Source organism: Pseudoalteromonas sp. GB43, assembly GCF_054923805.1.
Genome location: NZ_JBPCHJ010000001.1, coordinates 3,363,522 through 3,386,580, shown reverse-complemented (window position 1 = coordinate 3,386,580; position 23,059 = coordinate 3,363,522). Strand labels below are relative to the sequence as shown.

Annotated in this window: 21 protein-coding genes and 5 pseudogenes; 20 read left to right on the top strand and 6 right to left on the bottom strand. The window is 40.4% G+C overall.

The genetic code is table 11. The features are described from left to right. Positions 1-46 precede the first annotated feature (46 nt). Positions 47-568 (bottom strand): EF-hand domain-containing protein, encoded by a 522-nt coding sequence (locus tag ACRWSG_RS16135; RefSeq protein ID WP_138600085.1) that lies wholly within the window; start codon positions 566-568, stop codon positions 47-49. Positions 569-774: 206 nt separating this feature from the next. Next, the gene (locus ACRWSG_RS16130; RefSeq protein ID WP_054552966.1) at positions 775-1,206 is read right to left on the bottom strand and encodes a hypothetical protein; all 432 of its coding nucleotides are present in this window, start codon (positions 1,204-1,206) and stop codon (positions 775-777) included. 243 nt (positions 1,207-1,449) lie between these two features. Here ACRWSG_RS16130 and xthA point away from each other — a divergent pair. The 3 genes and pseudogenes from xthA (at position 1,450) to ACRWSG_RS16115 (ending at position 3,699) form a co-directional block, all read left to right on the top strand. Then, positions 1,450-2,258 (top strand): annotated as a pseudogene (xthA, locus tag ACRWSG_RS16125) (exodeoxyribonuclease III). Further along, entirely contained in the window at positions 2,255-2,905 is a 651-nt protein-coding gene (locus ACRWSG_RS16120; protein ID WP_462166737.1) for an energy-coupling factor ABC transporter permease, read from the top strand. Before xthA ends, ACRWSG_RS16120 begins: the two are co-directional and overlap by 4 nt. Continuing rightward, positions 2,902-3,699, top strand: coding sequence for a putative RNA methyltransferase (locus tag ACRWSG_RS16115; RefSeq protein ID WP_199529923.1), 798 nt, complete (start codon positions 2,902-2,904; stop codon positions 3,697-3,699). Before ACRWSG_RS16120 ends, ACRWSG_RS16115 begins: the two co-directional genes overlap by 4 nt. On the opposite strand, the pseudogene yfbV reads toward ACRWSG_RS16115, so the two are convergent. Beyond that, positions 3,696-4,141, bottom strand: a pseudogene (yfbV, locus tag ACRWSG_RS16110) (terminus macrodomain insulation protein YfbV). The gene ACRWSG_RS16115 and the pseudogene yfbV overlap by 4 nt on opposite strands. Positions 4,142-4,431: 290 nt before the next feature. Here yfbV and ACRWSG_RS16105 point away from each other — a divergent pair. The 7 genes and pseudogenes from ACRWSG_RS16105 (at position 4,432) to ACRWSG_RS16075 (ending at position 11,068) form a co-directional block, all read left to right on the top strand. Further along, a complete protein-coding gene (locus tag ACRWSG_RS16105; protein WP_199529922.1) occupies positions 4,432-5,646 on the top strand; it encodes an acetate kinase in 1,215 nt (404 codons plus the stop codon). A 4-nt stretch (positions 5,647-5,650) separates the two neighbouring features. After that, positions 5,651-7,807, top strand: coding sequence for a phosphate acetyltransferase (gene pta / locus ACRWSG_RS16100; protein WP_462166736.1), 2,157 nt, complete (start codon positions 5,651-5,653; stop codon positions 7,805-7,807). Positions 7,808-8,016: 209 nt separating this feature from the next. Then, a complete protein-coding gene (locus ACRWSG_RS16095) occupies positions 8,017-8,409 on the top strand; it encodes an ACT domain-containing protein (RefSeq protein ID WP_462166735.1) in 393 nt (130 codons plus the stop codon). 3 nt (positions 8,410-8,412) lie between these two features. Further along, complete coding sequence (locus ACRWSG_RS16090) at positions 8,413-8,910, top strand: PTS glucose transporter subunit IIA (RefSeq protein WP_462166734.1); 498 nt, start codon at positions 8,413-8,415, stop codon at positions 8,908-8,910. A 5-nt stretch (positions 8,911-8,915) separates the two neighbouring features. After that, complete coding sequence (locus tag ACRWSG_RS16085) at positions 8,916-9,260, top strand: ArsC family reductase (RefSeq protein ID WP_462166732.1); 345 nt, start codon at positions 8,916-8,918, stop codon at positions 9,258-9,260. After that, positions 9,260-10,390 (top strand): succinyl-diaminopimelate desuccinylase, encoded by a 1,131-nt coding sequence (gene dapE, locus ACRWSG_RS16080; protein ID WP_462166731.1) that lies wholly within the window; start codon positions 9,260-9,262, stop codon positions 10,388-10,390. Before ACRWSG_RS16085 ends, dapE begins: the two co-directional genes overlap by 1 nt. Then, positions 10,387-11,068: pseudogene (locus ACRWSG_RS16075) on the top strand (M15 family metallopeptidase). Before dapE ends, ACRWSG_RS16075 begins: the two are co-directional and overlap by 4 nt. Before the next feature lies 1 nt (position 11,069). Here ACRWSG_RS16075 and ACRWSG_RS16070 read toward each other — a convergent pair. Beyond that, positions 11,070-11,942, bottom strand: a complete 873-nt coding sequence (locus tag ACRWSG_RS16070) for a DMT family transporter (RefSeq protein ID WP_462166729.1) — start codon at positions 11,940-11,942, stop codon at positions 11,070-11,072. Between the two features lie 134 nt (positions 11,943-12,076). Here ACRWSG_RS16070 and ACRWSG_RS16065 point away from each other — a divergent pair, with 134 nt between their 5' ends. Genes ACRWSG_RS16065 through ACRWSG_RS16050 form a run of 4 tightly spaced genes read left to right on the top strand, consistent with a single transcriptional unit; the run spans position 12,077 to position 14,977 of the window. Next, on the top strand, positions 12,077-13,441 hold the full coding sequence (locus ACRWSG_RS16065) for a COG3014 family protein (RefSeq protein WP_462166728.1): 1,365 nt from the start codon (positions 12,077-12,079) through the stop codon (positions 13,439-13,441). Positions 13,442-13,449: 8 nt separating this feature from the next. After that, a complete protein-coding gene (locus ACRWSG_RS16060; protein WP_054552954.1) occupies positions 13,450-13,875 on the top strand; it encodes a YcfL family protein in 426 nt (141 codons plus the stop codon). 10 nt (positions 13,876-13,885) lie between these two features. Then, entirely contained in the window at positions 13,886-14,497 is a 612-nt protein-coding gene (gene lpoB / locus ACRWSG_RS16055) for a penicillin-binding protein activator LpoB (RefSeq protein ID WP_199529918.1), read from the top strand. Positions 14,498-14,509: 12 nt separating this feature from the next. Beyond that, a complete protein-coding gene (locus ACRWSG_RS16050) occupies positions 14,510-14,977 on the top strand; it encodes an outer membrane lipoprotein (RefSeq protein WP_294411764.1) in 468 nt (155 codons plus the stop codon). 25 nt (positions 14,978-15,002) lie between these two features. Here the strand turns inward: ACRWSG_RS16050 and ACRWSG_RS16045 are convergent. Then, positions 15,003-16,222, bottom strand: a pseudogene (locus ACRWSG_RS16045) (pyridoxal phosphate-dependent aminotransferase). Positions 16,223-16,315: 93 nt separating this feature from the next. After that, positions 16,316-16,660: an Hpt domain-containing protein gene (locus tag ACRWSG_RS16040; protein WP_054552950.1), complete on the bottom strand. Its 345-nt coding sequence runs from the start codon at positions 16,658-16,660 to the stop codon at positions 16,316-16,318. A gap of 121 nt (positions 16,661-16,781) precedes the next feature. Here ACRWSG_RS16040 and ACRWSG_RS16035 point away from each other — a divergent pair, with 121 nt between their 5' ends. From ACRWSG_RS16035 to ACRWSG_RS16010, 6 genes and pseudogenes are all read left to right on the top strand, one after another. Next, positions 16,782-17,381 (top strand): tRNA-uridine aminocarboxypropyltransferase, encoded by a 600-nt coding sequence (locus tag ACRWSG_RS16035; RefSeq protein ID WP_462166727.1) that lies wholly within the window; start codon positions 16,782-16,784, stop codon positions 17,379-17,381. Beyond that, positions 17,381-17,771: pseudogene (locus ACRWSG_RS16030) on the top strand (CLCA_X family protein); the annotation flags it as partial. The gene ACRWSG_RS16035 and the pseudogene ACRWSG_RS16030, both read left to right, overlap by 1 nt. A gap of 96 nt (positions 17,772-17,867) precedes the next feature. Further along, entirely contained in the window at positions 17,868-19,103 is a 1,236-nt protein-coding gene (locus ACRWSG_RS16025; protein WP_462166726.1) for a hypothetical protein, read from the top strand. Positions 19,104-19,164: 61 nt separating this feature from the next. Beyond that, positions 19,165-20,010, top strand: a complete 846-nt coding sequence (locus ACRWSG_RS16020) for a hypothetical protein (RefSeq protein WP_462166725.1) — start codon at positions 19,165-19,167, stop codon at positions 20,008-20,010. A gap of 10 nt (positions 20,011-20,020) precedes the next feature. Then, a complete protein-coding gene (locus ACRWSG_RS16015; RefSeq protein ID WP_462166724.1) occupies positions 20,021-22,060 on the top strand; it encodes a hypothetical protein in 2,040 nt (679 codons plus the stop codon). Further along, positions 22,053-23,045: a hypothetical protein gene (locus tag ACRWSG_RS16010; RefSeq protein ID WP_462166723.1), complete on the top strand. Its 993-nt coding sequence runs from the start codon at positions 22,053-22,055 to the stop codon at positions 23,043-23,045. The genes ACRWSG_RS16015 and ACRWSG_RS16010 overlap by 8 nt, the downstream gene beginning before the upstream one ends. The last annotated feature ends 14 nt before the right edge of the window (positions 23,046-23,059 follow it).

Sequence of the window (23,059 nt, the reverse complement as noted above, 5' to 3'; positions counted from 1 at the left end):
GTGTAAAACACTGGCTTTGGGGGATATTTATAAATGAATTTTGAAATTAGCTATTTTTAACCATTTCAAGGGCATCATCTTCGGCAACGTCGCTGCCATATTTGCTAATGTAATTAACAAACTCAGTGCGGCTTATACGCTTATCTTTGTTGCTATCCATATAGCCAAAGTGATTTGCGATATCGTCGTCATCGGCTTCTTCAATTGAAACATAACCATTTTTGTCGTTATCTAACGATTTAAAGTCATTTTCGATTGGGTCAAATTTAGCGATTTCAGCTTTAAATGCTGATTCAGATACCTCACTATCAGCTGCCACCTTGCCTGTATTTAATTGCATGTATGCATTAAATTCAGTACGGCTGATTTGCTCGTCCATATTGGTATCGATGTTTGAAAAATGCTCCCAAATTGCATCATCGTCAGCTTCTACCTTAGAGATATAGCCGTCATTGTCATTATCTAGACTGCCAAAATCGCTGTCGATTTTTGCTAAAGAGTTACTTGCAGAACATGCTGAAAGACTTAGTGCTGCTAAAATTGTAGATGCTAAAGTTAACTTTTTCATAAGACATTTCCTTGTAGTCGATTAGATTCAATTAGACTATTTCAAGTTGAATGCCAAAATGCCTTATTGACTAAAATCAAGCACTTACAACCTAGTTAAGTTACTGTTAAGCCTATGATTTAGCAAGCTTTTCATAGGTTGCTGTAATTTTTTCATAAAAAAAGCGCTCCGAAGAGCGCTTTTTACAAATAACTATACTGTCGCTATTAGATAGCTGCGTTTTGGTAACGCTTAACGAAGTCTGTTACTGCTTCGCCATTACATTTTAACGTGTTTAAGTTGCCAATTTTTTCACGCACAGGTGTTAAACCTTTTTTAAGTGCAGTGATGCAAAGTTGAGTTTCTTTTTGCTCATTTTTAGCAAACACTTCAATCGCTGCTTTTGCTACTTCTTGTGATTGTGCTTTTTTTGCAATTTCACGAATGTCAGTACCGTTACATAAAATGCTTTTTGAAAAACGTGACATTGAAATGCCATGCTTTGCTGCTTCTTTACGTGCAGCGGTAAACCCTTCGTTTGCACTTAAGCTACATAACTTCGATTCAATACTGTTATCAGCTGAAAAGTAGTGCGGGTTGCTTGCTAATGAGCCAAATGAGATACATGCAAGAGAAAGCATCACTAATTGTTTTTTCATGGTTTACCTTTAAATAGTACATAATATGAACGGGTGGTTTGCGCGCATTATATAAACAAAAATAAGCAGATCAACTGAATTATTTATTTAATTTAATAATTAATAGTGAGTTAACAATGTTTTTAAATTAAGCAGCAATTGATCAACATTTACCCAATTTGATTTTCGTAATTAGCTCATGAATAAGCCCTAGTTTGATGATAGAATTGCGCTAAACACTGAAACAAAAATAATAGGTGCACCATGAAGGTAATCTCATTTAACATTAACGGCCTGCGCGCTCGTTTACACCAATTGCAAGCCGTAATTGATAAACATCAACCAGATATTATTGGCTTACAAGAAATCAAAGTACATGATGAGGTTTCCCTCTCGAAGATGTGCAAAAAATGGGTTATCACGTTTATTTTCACGGTCAAAAAGCGCATTACGGCGTGGCAATGTTATGTAAACAAGAGCCAAAATCAGTTGTTAAAGGCTTTGCAACCGATACGGACGAATCACAGCGTCGTATGATCAGTGTTACCGTGACACAAGAAAATGGTCGTGACCTAACGGTGATGAATGGCTACTTCCCGCAAGGGGATAATATTGCCCACGAAACCAAATTCCCTTATAAGCGTCAATTCTATAAAGATTTAATGACTCACTTAGAAGATAACCACACGCCAGAGCAAGATGTTATTGTGATGGGCGACATTAATATTTCACCGACCGATCTCGACATTGGTATTGGTGAACCAAACCGTAAGCGCTGGTTAAAAACAGGTAAGTGTTCTTTCCAACCTGAAGAGCGTGAATGGTTAAGCACGTTATTAAACTGGGGCTTTAAAGATACCTTCCGTGAACTTTACCCAGAAAAAACTGAGCAATACTCGTGGTTTGATTACCGCTCAAAAGGTTTTGATGACAACCGTGGCCTACGTATTGATGTGATCTTAGCAACTCCAGCTCTTGCCGAGCGTTGTGTTGAGTCTGGTATCGATTACGAATTGCGAGGTATCGAAAAACCATCTGATCATGCGCCAATTTGGTCAACATTTAACGCATGATAGACACACTGCAATGGCAGCTCTCTTTGTGGGGCTGTGTGGCTATAATACTTTGGCTCAGCTTTGATAAGCAAAGCGCATCACAATTATTGGCAACGCCAATAAGACAAGTGGGTGTGCTCGCATGTGCTTTAGTGCTTGCGGTACTGTGGCGCATTAAAGCGGGGATATTGCCAGGCCTCGAATTGCATATTTTAGGGGTTACTGCAGTGACCCTAATTTTAGGTTGGCGGCTGGCTATTTTTGCAAGTACCTTGGCGAGTTTGTTGTTAGTGCTGGTTGCACAATTGCCAATCAGTTTATTGCCTGTGCATTTGTTATTTACAGCGTTCATTCCAATTACGTTGAGCTATCTGTGCTTTGTAATTTGCTATACCTATTTACCAAGACACTTTTTTATTTATATCTTTTTATGCGCGTTTTTAACCGCTGCTGTTATCGCCTGTATTAAAATACTTACCAGCGGTGTGTTTTATTACTTGCTTGGTGATTACAGTTTTATTGAGATTTCAGAAAATTATCTGATTCTGTGTGCCATAATTTGGTTTCCTGAAGCAATGCTCAATGGCATGGCCATTACCTTGATGATCACCTATCGCCCTCATTGGGTTAAAACCTTTTATGATAAGGACTATTTAGACTCATGAGTCTTCACTACCACTGCCCGCTTTGCAAACTTGAACTCACTCTAAACGACAAAACTTACCGTTGTGACAATAACCACAGTTTTGATATCGCCAAAGAGGGTTATGTCAATTTACTTCCCGTGCAAAATAAAAAGTCGAAACAACCGGGCGATAACCTTGAAATGGTGCAGGCTCGCCGCGCTTTTTTAAGTGCCGGACACTATTTGTTTTTACAGCAGGCTTTAGCTGAGTTAGTGGCATCTCTCGAACCAAGTTCAGTGATTGATTTAGGCTGTGGTGAAGGTTTTTATACTCAAGCTATAGCAGCGCAGTCGAGTGCCGATGTATATGGTGTCGATATTTCTAAGCCCGCGGTAAAATACGCCGCTAAGCGCTACGAAAATGCGCATTTTAGTGTCGCGTCGATTAGCCAAGCCCCTTTTGCAGATGCGCAGGCTGATGTGCTTGTTAGTGTGTTTGCCCCTTTATTTGCACAAGAGCTTGCCCGCCTTGCCAAGCCGCAAGCTAGTTTAATTGTTGCAAGTCCTGGCCCTTGGCACCTTAAAGAGTTAAAAGCGTTTATTTATGCTGATGTAAAACCGCATACAGAGATAGAACCACCAGCAGGCTTCAGCAAAGAGTCGATAAATTTATTAGAACAGCAGGTGCTGTTGTCGGTCGGTGAGATTAAACATTTAATTATGATGACGCCGTTTGCGTGGAAGTTTCGCCCGGAGCATTGGCAGCAGATTGAGCAGCAAGGCCCACAAAAAGTAACGTTATCGTTTTATGTGAGCCAGTTTATTCGCGATTAGAAGTGTTCTTTAGTGAAGGCTTTATCCATTTTTTCGAACATATCTTTTAATAATTGAGCTAAATCAGTGTAGCGTGGTTTTTCAGTCGTTAACTGTGACTGATAACCATGCGCCTTCATTTTAATGTGCAGCTCGGTATACCAACTTAGCATTGCTGGCTCTAAACGGGTTTCTGCACGGCGTTTAGCCACAACAAACCTTGAAGCGGTAGTGATAAAAAGAAAAGCGCGATCGTGATAGCTTGTGGAAAATAATCACTACCTAAGTAATTCACTTGCATAAATACGGTCAGCATTGCCAAAATTGGCATCACTGTAATTGCCAGATCAGTGGCCTTGATCACTCTAAATTCGGCAAACAATGGAGCGAGCTCTTGTCGCATCGGCCATTTTTTAGCGTATTGACGACCTGTTTGCACTTGTGACATGACACCTTTTTGCATCATCACTCCTAGGGTTTTCAACTTGTTTCACAACCGAGTGTAACACACTCCCGGATACAATCCCTGCAAAACCTGTCCTAGTTTTAATACCAAATTAATGGTTAGGAGACTAACGTTTAAAGTCTAAATGAGATAAAATGTTATCGGCTTAAGTCAACCAGACTTTAGTATAATTACAGCCTAGCTTTGTTAAGTGTAGCAACAAAATACTTATTTACTATACTGGCAAAGAATTCTAATTATCAAGCCTTAATATACACTGACTGATATCGTACTTTTAGGACCTAGCTATGTCGACGCCCCTTTGCTCACCACAACATGTTTTAGTACTGAACTGTGGTAGTTCAAGTTTAAAATTTGCCATTTTAGATGCCGCCACTTCTGACGAAGTTATTTCTGGTTTAGCTGAGCGCCTTGGCTCAGACACGCCTTCAATCAAATATAAATATAATGGTGAAAAACAACTTATTGAGCTTGCAAAGGGCCAAGCCCACGATGCAGCAATTGCTGAGCTTGTGAAGCTAGTTAATGAGCTAGGCCTTGCAGATAATTTAATTGCTGTGGGTCATCGTGTTGTACACGGTGGTGAGCATTTCACTGAATCTGTGCTTATTGACGATGATGTACTTGCAGCTATCGAAAAAACAGCGGCACTTGCTCCACTTCATAACCCAGCCAACTTATTAGGCATTCGCACTGCACAGCAAGCGTTCTCAGCGCTGCCACAAATTGCTGTATTTGATACGGCATTTCACCAAAGCATGCCAAATATTGCTTACTTATACGCCCTGCCTTACTCGCTTTATAAAGAGCACGGCGTAAGACGTTATGGGTTCCATGGCACGAGCCATTATTATGTTGCAGGTGAAGCAGCAAAATTATTAGGCAAAGAGCGCGAGCAAACCAATGTGATCAGTGCACATTTAGGTAATGGTTGTTCGGTATGTGCGATTAAAGATGGTAAGAGTGTTGATACCAGTATGGGCCTTACACCGCTTGAAGGCTTAGTGATGGGCACGCGCAGTGGTAGCATCGACCCGGGTTTATTCACGTTTTTAACTCAGCAACTAAATTATTCAGTGCAAGAAATTGATGACTTACTTAATAAGCAAAGTGGCTTATTAGGTATTAGTGAACTATCAAATGACTGTCGCACTATTGAAGAAGCCGCTGTTGAAGGTCACCCGCAAGCGAACCTTGCACTCGATATTTTTTGCTATCGTTTAGCAAAACAAATCGCCGCATTCTTAGTGCCTGTGCAGCGCCTTGATGCGCTTATTTTCACCGGTGGTATTGGTGAAAACTCAGATATCATTCGCGACAAAGTGATCACCCAATTAGGCTTTTTAGGCCTTGAGTGTGACGAAGCTGCAAACTTAGCGGCACGTTTTGGTAAAGAAGGCTTAATTTCAAAAGGCCAAACGCATGCTAAAGCGTTTGTGATCCCGACCAACGAAGAATGGGTTATTGCTAACGATGCAGCCCGCATTGCAAAGGAGGGTTAAGTAAATGGCACGTAGAATTATGTTGATCCCTATTTCGACTGGGGTTGGTTTAACATCTGTTTCTGTTGGTTTAGTGCGTGCGCTTGAGCAAAAAGCGCTCAAAGTGAACTTTTTCAAGCCAATTGCACAGCCACGTTCTGGCGATACAGGCCCTGAAAAGTCGACGCAAATTGTCACCCATGGCTCACCAATTAATCCGCCGACACCATTTGAGCTTAGCTATGCAGAGCAAATGATTGGTGATGGTAAAGGCGACGATTTACTAGAAGAAATCGTAGAGCGCTTTGAAAGCACTATTAAAGAAGACGAAATTGCTATTATCGAAGGTATGGTGCCAACACGCCGTCAGCCTTATGCAGGCCGTGTAAACCGTGAAATCGCGCAAACACTGGGTGCTGATATTGTTTTTGTTTTAACGCCTAGTAACGATAGCAACGACCAAATTGAAGACCGTTTAGAAATCGCCTCAGGCAACTATGGCGGTGTTAACCACCCTCGCGTGTTAGGTTGTATTTTCAATAAAGTTAATGCACCTTTAGATGACGAAGGTCGTGCCCGTGCTGACCTTGTTGAAGCCCATGAGCCTGAGCAACTTGAAAACGAATTAAACCGTTTAGCATCGCTGCCTATTTTCAGAAAGCACCCATTTAAATTATTAGGTTCAATCCCGTGGGATTTCGACCTAGTAGCGCCGCGTGTGCGTGATTTATGTGAATACCTAAAGGCTGAAGTTATTAACGAAGGCGACATGGCTCACCGTCGTTTACGTCGCGTTACTTTCTGTGCTCGTACTGTATCGAATATTTTAAGCCACTTTACCCCAGGTGCATTACTGGTCACTCCGGGCGATCGCTCTGATGTACTCGTTGCCGCTTGTTTATCGGCTATGAATGGTACCAAGCTTGGGGCTATTTTATTAACCGGTGGCTTTAAACCTGAAGATCGCATAATGAAATTATGCGAACAAGCGATGGATACTGGCCTGCCAATTCTTGCTACAAAAGAAGATACATGGCGCACATCTTTATTACTGCACAACTTCAATATGGAAGTACCGTGTGATGATGACCAACGTATCGATAAAGTAAAAGATCACAACGCCAGCCATATTGACTCTGACTGGTTAGACAGCCTGGCACAAAGTGTTGGTCGTACTCGTAAAATGTCTCCACCAGCGTTTCGCTTCTTACTGACAGATAAAGCCCGTCAAGCAAATAAAACGGTTGTTTTACCAGAAGGTAATGAGCCGCGCACAATTAAAGCTGCAGCAATTTGTGGTCAACGTGGCATTGCAAAAACAATCTTACTTGGTGACAAAGAAGAGATTTTACGTATCGCTGAGCAACAAGGTGTTGAGCTTAACGATAACGTAACTATTGTTGAGCCAAGTGATGTGATCAACGATTACGTTGCGCCTATGGTCGAAATTCGTAAAAACAAAGGCTTAACAGAAGTGGTTGCTCAAGAGCAATTACTGGATAACGTGGTGCTTGGTACTATGATGCTTGAGCAAGGCAAAGTAGATGGCCTAGTGTCGGGTGCGGTTAACACTACAGCGAATACGATTCGCCCACCGCTACAGTTAATTAAAACTGCACCAGGTTCATCGTTGGTATCGTCAGTGTTCTTTATGTTGTTACCTGATCAAGTTCTGGTTTACGGTGACTGTGCAATCAACCCAGACCCAACGGCAGAGCAACTGGCCGATATCGCGATCCAGTCAGCTGATTCAGCGGCTGCGTTTGGTATTGAACCTCGTGTTGCAATGATAAGCTACAGTACAGGTACTTCGGGTTCAGGTGCTGATGTAGAAAAAGTCCGTGAAGCCACTAAACTTGCCCAGCAAAAGCGCCCTGATTTAGTGATTGATGGTCCGCTTCAGTATGATGCTGCAATTATGGAAAACGTAGCAATTAAGAAAGCACCAGACAGCCCAGTTGCAGGTAAAGCAACGGTGTTTGTATTCCCTGATTTAAATACCGGTAATACAACCTATAAAGCCGTACAACGTAGTGCCGATTTAATTAGTATTGGCCCAATGCTGCAAGGTATGCGTAAGCCGGTAAATGACTTGAGCCGTGGTGCATTAGTAGACGATATTGTTTACACCATTGCCCTTACAGCGATTCAAGCTAAGCAAGTTGAAAGCTTAGAAAATTAAACCTTCAAAATTTAGGCTAATTTATAAAACCCTTATAAATTAGCCTATTACCTTCTTTATACTGACCTATTCCCATATTTATCCACAGAATCTGTGGACAACCTCAACAGCGATATTGGGCAAAACCTCAGCAATCAAAATTATTGCGCTTTATCTTAACTTTGTTTACCTATACTATAAATTCAAAGGCTTCAAAGATAGGATCGCAGATGTCAAAACAAACGTTACAACTTCATAGTGAAGAACTTACCATTCATAGTTTAGATGTCGATGCAACGATTGACCCTGCCTTACTCCAACAAGCTATTTTCTTTATTGCAAAAACGGCTGATGAGCTGTCTATTGTCTGCCCAAGTAGTTTCCAGCTCGACAGTCTGGACCAAGAAACCGACTGGCAAGCACTGGAAGTCATTGGCCCACTAGGTTTTTCATTAACAGGTATTATGGCGAACATTTCTGGGGTGCTAGCAAAAGCGTCAATTTCGATTTTTGCTTTATCAACTTACGATACCGATTATGTATTGGTGAAAAAGCAAAGTATGTCCAAAGCCATTACAGCTCTGAAAAAAGACGGTTACCATGTGCTAGGTGATGTTAAATAAGCCATGACTAACGAAGTTCAATACTTACCCGAACGCAGTCTCAGAAAAGCGCGCTGCATGGCCATTAAAAGCCCATTTACTGGGCGTGTAAAAAGCATTAACGAGCATCCTGAGCCATTTTTTCGTTTTGCCACCCTTAACCCAGGGATTAGTGTTGAACTAACTAGCCACAACATCATCGCGCCATTCGATGGCACCCTATTACAAGTTAAAAATGCCGGTAAAGAATACATTTTACAGGCAAAAAACGGTTTAAAAGTTTTATTAAACTTATCGTTTTCATCGGTTGAAGAACATATCAACCACACCAATATTGCTAAATTAAACGGCAGTAAAATTAGCAAAGGTGAACGATTAGCCTATTTTGATTTACGCGAGCTGAGCAGCCCTATGCTTGGCACACTGTGCGTTCTCAATAGCCAACACCTTGGACCCCTATATTATTCACTATCTCAGGTCACTGCTGGGGTAGACACATTACTCACTGTAACTAAAAAGTAGAATTTATGACTATCATGTACGGTATCAGCAATTGCGATACAATCAAAAAAGCCAAGAAATATTTAACTGATAACAATCAAGAATTTACTTTCCATGATTACCGTAAAGACGGCATTAGTGCTGAGCTAGTTAATGAGTTTGCAGCGCACATTGATTGGCAAGATTTAGTTAATAAACGCGGCACAACTTACCGTCAATTATCTGATGAGCAAAAGCAAAACCTAGATAAAGAATCTGCATTAGCATTGCTGGTTGAGCAACCTGCGATGATCAAGCGCCCGGTACTTGTGCATAACGGCCAATACCACTTAGGTTTTAAAGCACCTCAATACGATGAGATTTTTGCCTAATGACTCACCCTGTTATTGAACTTGCTCAAGCGCTTATTCAGCGTGAATCAGTAACGCCTGAAGATGCTGGTTGCCAAGCGTTAATGAACGAACGCCTTGAAAAACTAGGCTTTAATATTGAATCACTGTTTTTCACTGATACCTTGAATACTTGGGCTCGTAAGGGAGATGCGTCACCGCATTTTTGTTTTGCTGGTCACACAGATGTTGTACCAACAGGTCCTGCAAAAAATTGGCAGTACCCGCCTTTTTCAGCACTGGTAAAAGACGGTATGTTACATGGCCGCGGTGCAGCCGATATGAAAGGCTCTTTAGCTGCTATGGTGGTTGCCACAGAGCGTTTTGTGACTAAACACCCAGATCATAAAGGGTCAATTTCGTTTTTAATTACGTCTGATGAAGAAGGCCCGTTTATCAACGGCACAACCCGTGTTATCGATACTCTTGAAGCACGAGGTGAGAAGATTGATTTATGCCTAGTTGGCGAACCTTCTTCACGAGATGTACTTGGCGATGTGGTAAAAAATGGTCGTCGTGGTTCATTAACTGGCTTTTTAACTGTGAAAGGTGTGCAAGACCATGTTGCTTACCCGCATTTAGCGCAAAACCCAATTCATTTAGCTGCTCCTGCGTTAACTGAGCTGAGCCAAACCGAGTGGGATCAAGGTAACGAATTTTTCCCTGCAACAAGTTTTCAGGTTTCGAATATTAACGGTGGCACCGGTGCCGGTAATGTGATCCCAGGTGAACTTGAGATTCAATTTAACTTTCGTTTTAGCACTGAAGTAACTCACCAACAGCTACAGCAACGAGTGGTTGATATTGTTGAGAAACACAACCTCAATTACGAGCTAAATTGGATTATTAATGGACTACCGTTTTTAACCGACCATGGTCCGTTAGTTGATGCCACCGTGCACGCTATTAAGCAAGTAACTGGACGCGACACCGCGCTTGAAACCACCGGCGGTACTTCTGATGGTCGCTTTATCGCACAAACGGGTGCCAAAGTCATTGAGCTTGGTCCGCGTAATGAAACTATTCATAAAGTAGATGAATGTGTTAGCACCGATGATTTAATTCAACTAGCTGATATTTACGAAGTCATTTTAGAGCAACTGCTTACATGAACCAAACCGAGCTTAAACAATGCGCCACGGGGTTAAGTAGCTCACATTTAGTTGAGCTACAAAATCATCGCTTGCATCGTAATATTGTCGATGATTTTTTAGCTCTGCAGCAAGGGGCAAAAGAAGCAGGTATTGATCTGACAATTGCCTCAAGCTTTCGCGACTTTCATCGTCAAAGTGCTATTTGGAATGCTAAATTTCAGGGCCTTCGACCAGTTTACACCCTTGAGCAACAAGCAGTAGATTTAAAAAGCCTAAGTGATACTGAAAAGTGCCACGCTATTATGCTTTACTCAGCACTCCCTGGGGCAAGTAGGCACCACTTTGGTACCGACCTCGACATTTACGATACCCGCCCTATTGACGATGATTATCAGCTGCAATTAACCCCTGATGAGTATTCGCCCACAGGATCCCTTTGCCAAGCTTGCTACATGGCTTGACGATAACCTAGAAAAGTATGGTTTTTATCGCCCTTACCTAGAGTACAAAGGTGGAGTTGCCCCTGAGCCTTGGCATATTAGTCATATTGGTGCAGCTGCTAAGATGATGCAGTATTTGTCAGTTGCAACATTACAGCAATGTATTGAACAGAGTGAGCTTAGCGGCAAACAAGCGATACTAGCCGAACTAAACACCCTGTATGAACGCTACGTATTAAATGTTAATAAGCCCTAATCTAGACACTGCGCTTTTTTGCCATTAAAAACACCAATACAGCGCCAAGAATTAAGGCGCTGGCTACAACTAAACGCGCAGTTAATTGCTCATCTAATACCACCACCCCAGCTAATGTGGCAAGCACGGGCACGGTTAGCTGTACCACACCTGCTTGGCTACTTTTAAGCCTAGGTAGTGCAATGTACCAAATGCTATAACCAAGTCCAGATGCAAGCGCTCCTGAAGCTATCGCCAAATAAACGCCAGTTGCTGTGATACCCTGCCAATCAACCACGGCTAGAAAGACTAAAATTGGCACAAATATTAAACTTCTTAGAAAGTTAAAGCTGGTTGCTCGCAAAGGTGAGCTGCATGATTTTCCGCGAATACTGTAAACACCCCACGCCACACCACTTAACGCCATGAGCATTGCAGGCATGAAAGAAGGTACGGTGGCTGAGGGCAGCATTAAGTAAATAAAACCCGCAAAAGCAACAAACAAAGCCCCCCACTGCACTTTACTGAGTGGCTCTTTATTTAAAACACTATGACCGATCATAGTTAACTGCACTGCCGAAAATAAGATAAGTGCGCCTGTGCCTGTGTTTAAATCAACATAGGCAACTGAAAAGCACAGCGCGTAAATAAATAAACTCAGCGCACTGGTATTGCTACCTTTATCGGTTAAAGGTTGTGCTGATTGTGATTTTGATCTCAATAAAGTTGCTTGCCATAAAAGTATACCAAGCAACATAAACGCCCCACTCACTAAGCGAATGACGGTAAAACTTAACGGATCAATATCTCCACTTTGCAATGCCATCCGGCACAGCAAAGAGTTAGCTGCAAACGCACAAAGTGCAATCAAGGTATACAGTACAGTGCTTAACAAATGCGGTGTTCCTTTAACATAAAAAATAAAAAGACCAGAAAGTTGTCTATTAACTTACGATTTTTTACATAATTTATCATATAAGGTTAAGCCGCGTATGCTAATCTGAGTACATTGTTTAAAAGGAGTGTTCAGTGCATCGACGTTTATTTATTGGAGCTGCTTTACTGTTATCTGGTTGCAGTACCATAGGTATTACTGATCTATTCCAAGATTATGCGACGCAGCTAAGACCTGTGCGCCAAGCTGTTTCTCAAAATAACATAGCAAGTGCTCAGCAGCTTTTGCCAAGTAACAGCCGAGGCCATAGTAACTATTTGTTAAATCAGCTTGAAACGGCCCGTCTTGAGTTTTTGGCTAAACAAAATTCTCAGGCCAATGAGACCTTTGAAGCTGTTTATCAAAATATGGAAAAAAAGCGTCAAGCAGCCAAAGTACAGCTAAGTGCAAACTTTGAGCAAACAAATTCATTATTAACCAATGACTCAGTGATTGGTTATGAGCCAGCAGCCTATGAAATGACCATGCTGCATAGCTACAAAGCACTGAGTTATGTATTTGATAAACAACTTGAATCTGCATTAGTTGAAGTTAGACGCGCTAATAAAGTGCAAGAAGATGCACTAAAAGATAATCAAGCCGCACTTGATGAACAAGCAGAAAAGGCCGCTGAAGGCTACCCTGATATGGCCGAGTTAATTGGTAATGTCAAAAATGGCTTTCAAAATGCTTTTACGTTTTATTTATCGGCCCTACTTTATGAGGCAGATAAACAATATGATGATGCCTATATCGACTATAAGAAAGCGCTCGAAATAAACAGTGAGAATAGCTACTTACAGCAAGCAGTGTTACGTCTTGCCAAAAAACAAGGTTTTGATCAGGACTTTGAAGAATTTAGCAAACGCTTTGGCAAGCTAAAGCAGACTCAAGCAAACACAGGCCAAGTAATTGTAATTGCAGAGCAAGGTTTAATACCAGCAAGGCAAGAGTTTAATTTACGGTTACCTATTTATACTTCGCGTGGCGATGCACGCTTTTATAGTGTTGCCATGCCAGTTTATCGCGATACACCTTATGCTGGCGGTGATAACACTGTCAATATCGGTGGTGAAAGCATAATGTTAACTCCTATTGTTAGGCTCGAAGCACTAGCGGCGAAGACATTAAAGGATCAAAGTGCCGGCAGAATAACCCGACAAGTAATGCGTCTGGTAGCAAAAGAAAAGGTACGTGCAGAGTTAGCAAGAAGTGGCGGCGATGTTGGTAACATTTTAGCCAACATTTATAACGTTGCATCTGAGCAAGCTGATACACGAAGCTGGTTGACTTTACCAAGCCAACTTAGCATTGCTCAGCACCCAATGCCCACAGGTCAGCACACTTTAACTGTGCCAGGGCATGGCGAAATAACTTTTACGGTTGGTAAGCAAGGGTTAACCTTGATTTTTCTAACCTCCATAAATAACTACTACGACACACACGTTGTACAACTCTAGGAGCAATGATGAAATACTTAGTGCCACTATTAACCATTTTACTTGTTGCGGCTTGCTCCTCACGCCCTACCACTTCTGGCATTGGGGTTGAGCAGGCATCACAACAGTATAACCAACAACTGATTGTTAATAACCCTGAACTTGGCAAGAAATTAGCCATTACAGATGTAAAAACACGCCAAACGAATGGCTTAACTGATGTGGTTGTGACACTGGCAAGCCAATATAAAAAGTCTCAATATTTACAATACCAATTTACTTGGTATGACGCTGATGGCTTTGTTATTCGCGGCAACCACTCACCTTGGCAACCCATTACTTTATTTGGATTTGCTAAAACTCAATTACCGGGCCTAGCCCCGACAGCAAATGCTGTCACCTTCTCGCTTGCAGTGCGTGAAGTGTCAACAGAAGCACAAGAATTTGAAGATTAAGGATACTACAATGAAATTACTTTCTGTTAAATCGGCTGCGGCCGTTGCAATGACAAGCGCTTTGTTACTATCTGGCTGTGCTAATAAGGCCGTTGTTAGCTATGGTGATGCGCAAGCTGTTGAAACCACAGACATCAATTTTGGTTCAACAGATCTACAAAAAGTAGCAAGCCAAATGACAGACTCGTTACTTGCTTCACCTGTGGTTGGCACCATGACAGCAAATACTCGCCCAGTCGTGTTTGTTGAGCGTATTAAAAACAAAACGAGCGAGCACATTGATACTGAATCAATAACCGATTCAATTTCAACACAGTTACTACGCAGTGGTAAGTTCCGCTTTGTTGATATGACCCGTGTTGAGGCTGTGCGTGAGCAACTTAATTTCCAAAACGTTGACCCACTTGTAAACCCAAATACCGCTATTGCTTTTGGCCAGCAAGTTGGTGCGCAATATATGTTATACGGCAACTTATCGAGCATCGTTAAATCAAATGCTGACAAGGCTGATGTCTATTACAAATTCACTATGCGTTTAATGGATTTAAAAAGCGGCTTAGTTGAGTGGGCTGATGAAACTGAAATCCGTAAAACACGTGAGAAATCAACTTTTGGCTGGTAGCCAGGAGGGTTTATGAAATACCTAGTAGCAATCTTAGCAAGCTGTTTATTACTGAGCTCGCCTAGTTATGCTGACTACCAGCGTAACAAAGCAGTACCAGTACAACAGGTGTTGTTTGGCTCAGTACAGTCAGTACGAGCCATTACCGAACAAGAACTGGTCAAAGATAAAACCAACGGCTGGGAAACCTTTGGCGGTGCACTTATTGGCGGTGTAATCGGTAATCAGTTTGGTGGCGGTAGTGGCCGTACTGTAGCAACCATTTTAGGTTCGATGATTGGTGGCTCTGTTGCTCACAACCGTCAGCAAAACAGTCGCGTTATACAATATCAGCTCGTTGAATTGATGATCAAAGTAGAAAGCGGCGAACAGTTTATGGTTGTGCAAGACAAAGATAACCAAATGCTGTTTAACCAAGGTGATAAAGTACGTTTGGTGTACCTCACCGATAACACGGTGCGTGTTGATAAAGCGTATTAAAAAAGCGAGCCTCGGCTCGCTTTCTTTAGCTTTGTCGATAATCAGCGAAGAATCGCTGCATCTTACTCATGGCTTCTGTTAAATCATCTTTGTTTGGTAAAAACACCAATCTAAAATGATCAGGATCAGGCCAGTTAAAAGCGCGACCATGCACTAATAAGATTTTCTCCGCTTTGAGTAAATCTAAAATCATGCGCTCATCATCTTTAATATTAAAGTGCGCCGTATCCACTTTCGCAAATGCGTAAAGCGCCCCTTTAGGCTTTTTACAGCTAATACCATCAATTGCATTTAAACCACGCCATGCAATATCACGCTGAACGTAAAGCCGACCACCTGGGTTTATCAGGTTATCGATTGACTGCACACCACCTAAAGCTTGTTGAATAGCATATTGTGCTGGTACATTAGCACATAAGCGCATTGATGCCAGCATATCTAGGCCACGGCTCAAATCGTCCATCATGCTAGTGCGACCGCTTAGCACCATCCAGCCCATTCGCAATCCCGCAGCGCGGTACGTTTTTGCTAAACGCCATTAAAGGTGATAATTGGTACATCATCACACAGTGCGCCAATTGAGCTGTGGCTGACACCGTCGTACAAGATTTTCTCGTAAATTTCATCGCTCAATAACAATAATTTATGCTCGCGAGCAATGTTGATCAGTTCCATCAACAGATCATCGCTATATACCGCACCGGTTGGGTTATTTGGGTTAATAAGCACCAATGCTTTGGTCTTTGAGGTGATCTTCGATTTAATATCAGCAATATCAGGAAACCAATCTTGTTCTTCATCACAAAGATAATGCACAGGGTTACCCCCTGCTAATTTAACCGAAGCTGTCCATAGCGGATAATCCGGTGCAGGAATAAGCACTTCATCGTCATTATCAAGTAGTGCTTGCGTGGTCATTTGAATGAGTTCGCTGACCCCATTGCCGATATAAATATTATCGACATCAAGGTTATATAAGCCGCGTTGCTGATAGTGCTGATAGACTGCCACACGGGCTGAGTAGAGGCCTTTAGAGTCACAGTAGCCTTGGGCTGAATATAAGTTACGAATGATATCTTTGTGCATATCTTCAGGCATATCAAAGCCAAAGGCAGCTGGATTACCAATGTTTAGCTTTAATACTTTTTGCCCTTCGTCTTCCATTTTTCGAGCTTGTGCAAGCACAGGCCCACGTATGTCATAACAGACACCGTCTAGTTTGTGACTCTTTTTGATTTGTGACATGGTTACCTCTACTAATTAGCCTTAAGACTAACCTAGTAAGGGGCCACCACGCCAGAGGATTTTTGCGGTTATAACTGAAATAAATTCAAGTTTTTAGCGAGTAGCGAACCAAGCTTGTAATTTTTCTACAGAGCCAGAAACTTGCTGATCGATACTTGCACTGTTTTGCTGTGCTATATCAGCATTCCCTTCATTGAGTGCATGCTCAATTGATTGAGCGAGCTCAGATAGACTTTGGGCTCCAAATTGGGCAGCATTTGATTTTAAGCTATGAGCATGACGCGCTGCAGCTTCGTTGTCTGAACCAAGATTAGCGTGCACTTCAGAGCCTAACCTTTGAAACTCGCTACAACAAAAAGAAAGCGTGTCAGCAAATTGATCACCCAGTAGCGACTCCATTCCTTCAAGCGCACTTTCATCGATAGTGATAGTCGTCATCTTTATCCCTTAATAAAACCAAATATTTAAATCGCAATTTTAGCTGTCTGCTTTAAAAATGCAAAATTACAGCTCTAGCTCATGTATACTAAAGAGACTTCAAATGTATACAAGAGTATCTATGGCTAGAGAATTATGCTCACATTGTGGCTTTTCAATTAAAACCTGTTTATGTGATTCAATAAGCATAATCAATAATAAACTAAAAATCATTATATTACGCCACCCAAGTGAGGAAAAAGTCACTAAAAATACGGCCAATTTACTGAATTTAGGTTTAGAAAATTGCCAGATCATCGCTGGTGAGTCAGAGCAAGACTTTTTACAGATTGCAACATTGCCAAAAGCAACAACAGCGGTTCTTTACCCTACTGAGGATGCCTTAAGTCTAGATGAGCACACTGCCACTACAGATGCTTTCAAACAGTCTTTAAATCATTTAATCGTAATTGATGGTACATGGAAAAAAGCCTACAAAATGCTGCAATTAACCCCTAGCCTCCGTGCATTTCAAACGGTGAGTTTTAAGCATATACCACAAAACAAATACGTCATCCGTAAAGCACCTCGAGCAGATAGTTTATCAACTTTAGAAGCTGTAGCTCATAGCCTTAAATTAATTGAAGGCATTGATGTAACACCACTATACAGATTATTAACAGCACTGGTCGATAAGCAAACCCAGCATATGCCGGATGATGTTAAGGCACGCTATCTATAATGCGTGTATCAAAACGACTAAGCGCAGGTTTTCATCGCCAAGGACCCAATTATCGCTTTGATGATCAGGTCGATTTTGACGATATTCGCGACACCTTTGGTTTTCGCACTATGGTGGTTGGTAATTGGGTTAATAAGCAAGAACGGCTATTAGCGGCGAATTTAATTTACGATGCTTTAGCCGATCTTGCGCAAATACTGACTTTACCGCCAACGGCAATTGCGTTTTAGAGGGAAACTCAATTTTGCTTTTGGTCATGGCGGACAAAAAGGTGTGCAGGCTCATTATAATGCTCACAGCCAAACCCTTGCGCTGGCTAAAAATGCTGGCGGTGGCGCACTCGCCCATGAATGGTTTCAAAAGATCAAAGGTTATAAACCTGAACACATTTAACGTTCATTATAGATAAAGTTTTAAAGAAGCTTTTTTGCACTCCATCGTATTTTTACTACTATAAAGATAAGAGCAAAAAACAGAATACTTACTATGTCTCGAAGAAAACCAAAAAAGCGTACCAGTAAATTAAAAGTTATTTTACAGTCTAAGACTGAAATTGACAGTGTAAAAGAAATACCATTATCTGAAACTATAGATTTACCTAAATATAAACGCTTTATTGATATACAAACCTCTGACCACAAATATCCAACTCGTGTATTTTTTGAAGCACCAACAAGTGATGAACTCCCCGATAAGATGTATAAAGTGATTGGTGCACCTACAACACACTCACTTACACCACCATTTGTTACATACATATCAGAAGTTTGTAGTAAGGGACTAGCAATTGATTTAGCCAGGTTGTGCCAGAAGTATCTTTTATCAAAAACATTATCAAAGTCTAGAGCTGCCAGCTCGCTGATAAATCTTAAACGTATTTGCGAATATGCTAATACCTTATCAAAAGAGCAAATTCCAAAATCACTCGAAGAGCTTAACGCCTCATTCTTTTCAAACTTCTTGATCCACCAACCTGAACATAGAAGGCAAAATCTAAAAAATAGCTTAAACCCTATTCTCAAATGCTCACGTCATTATGACTCTTGGGGATTTAAAAAAATTAGATTTAACTTAAGTGCTAATGATATAAAAGCTCAAGACATAGATATAGATGAATTAGAGAAAGCATTCGGTAAGAATGAATACTCTGATTCAGTGCTGACACAATTATTAGCATTTAGCTTTTTTATTATAGAAGATGCGATGGAGCGCTGGAATTTATTAGAAAAAACCTCTATTAAATCTCTAGGAGATGATTACATACCGATTGATGAGATATGTGTTGATAACTTAAAGCTAATGCAGATGTTACGAAATGAAAATAACGGGCATGAGAAACTTAAACGTAATTTGTGCCTACATATCAAAGCCACCATGCTTCAACTTCAGAAACCTTGTCACTATACAGACATCATCGCCCCCTCACTTTTTATGCAAAAGATATGTGAGATTTACACCACAAAAGAAGGTATGGATGTATTAGGAAACCAGCTTTTTGATACTCTGACTGATTGGATGTTTAGTAGTTATTACGCTTCAAGCTTAAAACTTAACAAAATACATGAAGATGGCGAATTAAATAGCTCAGTTTGGAATTTTTTAATGTTTAAAACCAAGCAGGTAGAATTGCCAATTCTCATATATGTAATGATTACAACAGGGTTAAATAAAGAAGTAATTACAAGCTGGAAGCGATTCTTACAATGGAATACCTTGGTATGAAAATTGGAATGTAGAATTAGGAATAAATGAGGAAGTCTCACCTAAAGATCAAGAAATTGTGGTGTCAGGTACTAAAAAAAAGGTCGCCGGACAAACGCCCAAATTAATAGGGTGTCCTATTAAAGTTAATAGTCCTTTGTTTAAATATCTTAAATTTTTAGATGAATTTAACGATCCCGAACGAGAGTTTATCTTTTCCTCAGTCTGGGAGGGCAAATATAAATCATCGTTCTTAGATAAGTTTCCAGTGTACGACGACGATGGCAAGCAACTTAACTCACTAGATAGTACCAAATTTAGAAAAGTATATGCAGGTCATAAGCTAATGTCATTATTGAAAGATGTTAATAATGCAGGTGAGTTAGTAGAAAAGCTTAAAACAGCTTTAGAACATAGCAATTTCGACACAACATTTTTTTCTTATTTAATGAGAAGCGGTACTGCAAACCTTGTACTCAATGCAGCTATCGTTTCACTAACTACTCAATTCTTAGAAAAGTCCGTTGAATTTCAGGGAAAGATTAACAATAACTCTAACGAACGAGTAAAAGAACGTGAACGTTATTTATGTGATTGTACAAACCCAGAAAATCCAACACATAACTTACCAATTGCAAAGAGATGCACACGATATGATATGTGCCTTGGCTGTAAGCGATCAGAAGTGTTTAGCGAACATATCCCAAATATTTTGTATAGAATTCTACAGCTTGAGGAGTATAAGTTCATGAAAAAGGGAGCTTCAAATGATGTGATAGATGATAGATTATGGATCGCCAAAGACACAATCGAAAAGTTTCGGGCAAGTCACCCTCATGGTGAAAAGATCATCGAAGTCGGTTACCAAACAGCAAATGATGCTTTGAGAAATGGTGAAGTTCTCCTACCTCCGATTTTGCAGTTTTAAGGATTGAACAATGCGTAATAGCCTTCACTCCAACAACCAAGATAACCTAACTGACTATAATAATTCAGGAGCAATTGGCGAAAAACAATGGGCTTGTTTAACACACCTTGAAGAGCAATACATGAATCAACCCTTGAAACGAATAACAAATAATTCGTTTTCTGATGATTGCTGGGAGTGCTTTGGCTCAAATCGCTATAACTTTAAATGGAATAAATGGCTTCCTGAACCTAAACAAAAACCGTTACTTCTGTTGTGCAAAGTAGTGGTAGTTATTTTAGTACAAATTCGTGGAGTTAAAGTTTCAACAGTTCAGCCTCGCGTAATTGGTTTTATTAATACTTTCAAAGAGATGTTAGAAAGTAAAAGAATATTAATTGCGAACGAAGGTGAACGATTTAAAGGCTTAAGTGATTTGCTTTCAGAAGATATAAACTTAGCAGCAAATCAAAACCTGCAACAAAAAGGTACACTTAGTCAGGCCCCGTTTCAATTTATACAAGACCTAAGCACAATTGAAACCCCTTCTCTATTCAGTGCCTACTTCATGATTTCAAATATAAAAACACCTTGGAGTCAGGTCGATAAAGATGTACGCAACTGGGTGCCAAGTTTAAAAAAAGCGCTTGGCTTAAGCCATAAGCAAAGTCACCATATGCCTTTGACAACGGAGTGCAGTAGCTCAATCGTAACCACATCTTTGATGCTTATAAATGAATACGGAGAAACAATTAAGGACTTTTTTGATCATGTAGAAGTGAGTACAAAAAACCTACCTAAAAATAGGTCTAGAAAGTTTCCTAAGTCCCTTAATACTATTATCAAGAATAAGTTTCAAGCAAAGCTTGATAAAATTCTACCAATGACGTTCTCAGCTGAGGGGCAATTACATCAGAGTTATTACACTAATTTACAGCAACTAACACAATCTGCTTGCGCTTGGATTATTCTGCTTACGACGGGGCTAAGAAACGTAGATTTAAGAAAGTTACCCCCTCAAGCGTGTATCGCTTCGAAGCGCAGTGATAACATATTCTATTTAGTCAGCAATATTCAAAAGACCGATTTAGTTAACTATGTATTACCTATTCCCCCACAAACCGCAAAAGCCTTTGAACTAGCAACAAAGGCTAAATTAAATAGAAATGGTGAGGTTGTATTCCATAAGGTTACACCTAGAATTTCTGACTCATCTATAAGCGACGAATTTTATATGGGGGAAGAGTCAGCTTTTAATAATCTACTTAGGTTTCTTCCCAATCACTTTAATATAAAACTAGAAACCATTGATCCAACTGTTGATGTTACAGCTCACTGTGGACGATCCACTCTTGCAGGCTTTATAGGTGCCAACAGTACAGCCGCCATTTTGATATTGAAAAAGCTTTTCGGTCACTCGAATGACTTAATGCCTGATGCTTATATCAATTATAACCCTCTTGTAATCGCAGAACGTAACAGAAATATCTTGTCTGCTCAGCAATCGTTAGCTAAAGATATGGCACTAGCTATTTCTAATGGAAACGTCGCAGGTGTAAAAGGTGAGCAACTAAAAAAAGGAGCTGAAACTATAAGAAAGCAAATAAAAGAAAAGTATAAAAATGAATCCCTTACGGAAATGGACTTACAAGCAAAGCTATTTGAGCGATTAAAAGAAATGCTTTTACAACGGATGACCGATAACCATGTTTTTGCACTGCTAACACCGATGAGTGTTGTTTGTTTACGCACAACAAACGACACCACAGACTCGCCTTGCGCCGCTCAAGGGAATCAAGCAATTCGAAAAAAAATCAAAGTTAGTAAAGCTGTAACTGATGTTATGGCTACTTTACCTAACCCTGCTCAATGTGTGGGCATAAAATGCTCTGATGCCCTGCTGGGAAAACCATGGAGTGATGGCAATTTATTAAAGACTTTCCAATTCTATCTTAGCTATTTAAACTCCGCTAACCAAGTATATGATTTAAAAGAAGAAGCTAGTCGCTTTATTGCTAACTATAGCGACGTCCTCGAAGAGCTATACAAAGAGGAACTAAATAATGGCTGAAACTCACAATGCTATGAAATTGAAAATAGAAGAAATTCACTTGGGTAAACTGAAGGCTCTAGAAGCATCTTTTACACGACATCAGGGAAAAGCTATAGCGAATGCTTCGGTTAATGAGTGTTCATTAGTCAAAATTAGTGAAGATGTAGGTGTGCATAGAGATTACTTCAAAGGAGAAAAGCCTAAAACTCTTCCTCACATAGCCAAACAATATAAATCTTTTGCTAACAGTGTTCTTCAATGGCGTAATGAATTTCAAAATAAGAAGATAAACAATGAAATTGAGTCTGAGAAAATAAAACAGCAAAATGAAAGCAATCTCTTAGAAGCAGAGCGAGATAAAGCTCACATGGAATGCGCCAACTTGGTTGCCAAAAATGAACGGCTTAAAGTTCAGTTATCAGAAATTAGAAGCCTACTATCTAGTTCACAAGAGTATATGATTGAATCTTCATTTCAGTCTATACAACGTAATAAACGTTCGTTTACTTCATTTGCTAAAGCAGAAGTAATATCACCTGACGAACAACTCTATAACGCTGAAGGCATTTACGAATTTGAAAATAAAGCTCTTAGAGATAGCGCTTGGCGTTCTTCGAGAGAAGCATTAAAGAAGCTTCTTAATAGAAACCTTTCTATGCGCATTTACCTGCTCACTGGTATGCCAGGCTCAGGCAAGACAACCTGGGTCTTGTCTAATAATTATTACCCTGATCGCCACCCTATCGTGATTGATGCTACTAATCTAACACTACACTCGCGAATGCAATGGTTAAGCCTCATTCTCCCTGAGAAAATGAAACTAACCTCTGATATCAAGGTGTGCGCAGTTGTTTTCGATACTCCATATGGCGTACTTGTCCAACGAAATTCCAAGCACCGAAAAATTGAAATCAGCCATTTCAAAGAGCTTTATGAGAGTCAAGATGAAGTTAATGTGTTAGATGAGCAATTCGATGAAATCATGATAATTAGACACACATAAATGATTTATAAATT

Excerpts from the sequence above, each read along its gene's own strand:
- ACRWSG_RS16115 (WP_199529923.1), top strand. The coding sequence starts at position 2,902 with ATGAGTCTTCACTACCACTGCCCGCTTTGCAAACTTGAACTCACTCTA.
- ACRWSG_RS16050 (WP_294411764.1), top strand. The coding sequence starts at position 14,510 with ATGAAATACCTAGTAGCAATCTTAGCAAGCTGTTTATTACTGAGCTCG.
- pta (WP_462166736.1), top strand. The coding sequence starts at position 5,651 with ATGGCACGTAGAATTATGTTGATCCCTATTTCGACTGGGGTTGGTTTA.
- ACRWSG_RS16095 (WP_462166735.1), top strand. The coding sequence starts at position 8,017 with ATGTCAAAACAAACGTTACAACTTCATAGTGAAGAACTTACCATTCAT.
- ACRWSG_RS16085 (WP_462166732.1), top strand. The coding sequence starts at position 8,916 with ATGACTATCATGTACGGTATCAGCAATTGCGATACAATCAAAAAAGCC.
- ACRWSG_RS16120 (WP_462166737.1), top strand. The coding sequence starts at position 2,255 with ATGATAGACACACTGCAATGGCAGCTCTCTTTGTGGGGCTGTGTGGCT.
- ACRWSG_RS16010 (WP_462166723.1), top strand. The coding sequence starts at position 22,053 with ATGGCTGAAACTCACAATGCTATGAAATTGAAAATAGAAGAAATTCAC.
- ACRWSG_RS16035 (WP_462166727.1), top strand. The coding sequence starts at position 16,782 with ATGGCTAGAGAATTATGCTCACATTGTGGCTTTTCAATTAAAACCTGT.
- ACRWSG_RS16090 (WP_462166734.1), top strand. The coding sequence starts at position 8,413 with ATGACTAACGAAGTTCAATACTTACCCGAACGCAGTCTCAGAAAAGCG.
- ACRWSG_RS16105 (WP_199529922.1), top strand. The coding sequence starts at position 4,432 with ATGTCGACGCCCCTTTGCTCACCACAACATGTTTTAGTACTGAACTGT.
- ACRWSG_RS16015 (WP_462166724.1), top strand. The coding sequence starts at position 20,021 with ATGCGTAATAGCCTTCACTCCAACAACCAAGATAACCTAACTGACTAT.
- ACRWSG_RS16060 (WP_054552954.1), top strand. The coding sequence starts at position 13,450 with ATGAAATACTTAGTGCCACTATTAACCATTTTACTTGTTGCGGCTTGC.
- ACRWSG_RS16040 (WP_054552950.1), bottom strand. The coding sequence starts at position 16,660 with ATGACGACTATCACTATCGATGAAAGTGCGCTTGAAGGAATGGAGTCG.
- ACRWSG_RS16130 (WP_054552966.1), bottom strand. The coding sequence starts at position 1,206 with ATGAAAAAACAATTAGTGATGCTTTCTCTTGCATGTATCTCATTTGGC.
- ACRWSG_RS16025 (WP_462166726.1), top strand. The coding sequence starts at position 17,868 with ATGTCTCGAAGAAAACCAAAAAAGCGTACCAGTAAATTAAAAGTTATT.
- ACRWSG_RS16135 (WP_138600085.1), bottom strand. The coding sequence starts at position 568 with ATGAAAAAGTTAACTTTAGCATCTACAATTTTAGCAGCACTAAGTCTT.
- dapE (WP_462166731.1), top strand. The coding sequence starts at position 9,260 with ATGACTCACCCTGTTATTGAACTTGCTCAAGCGCTTATTCAGCGTGAA.
- lpoB (WP_199529918.1), top strand. The coding sequence starts at position 13,886 with ATGAAATTACTTTCTGTTAAATCGGCTGCGGCCGTTGCAATGACAAGC.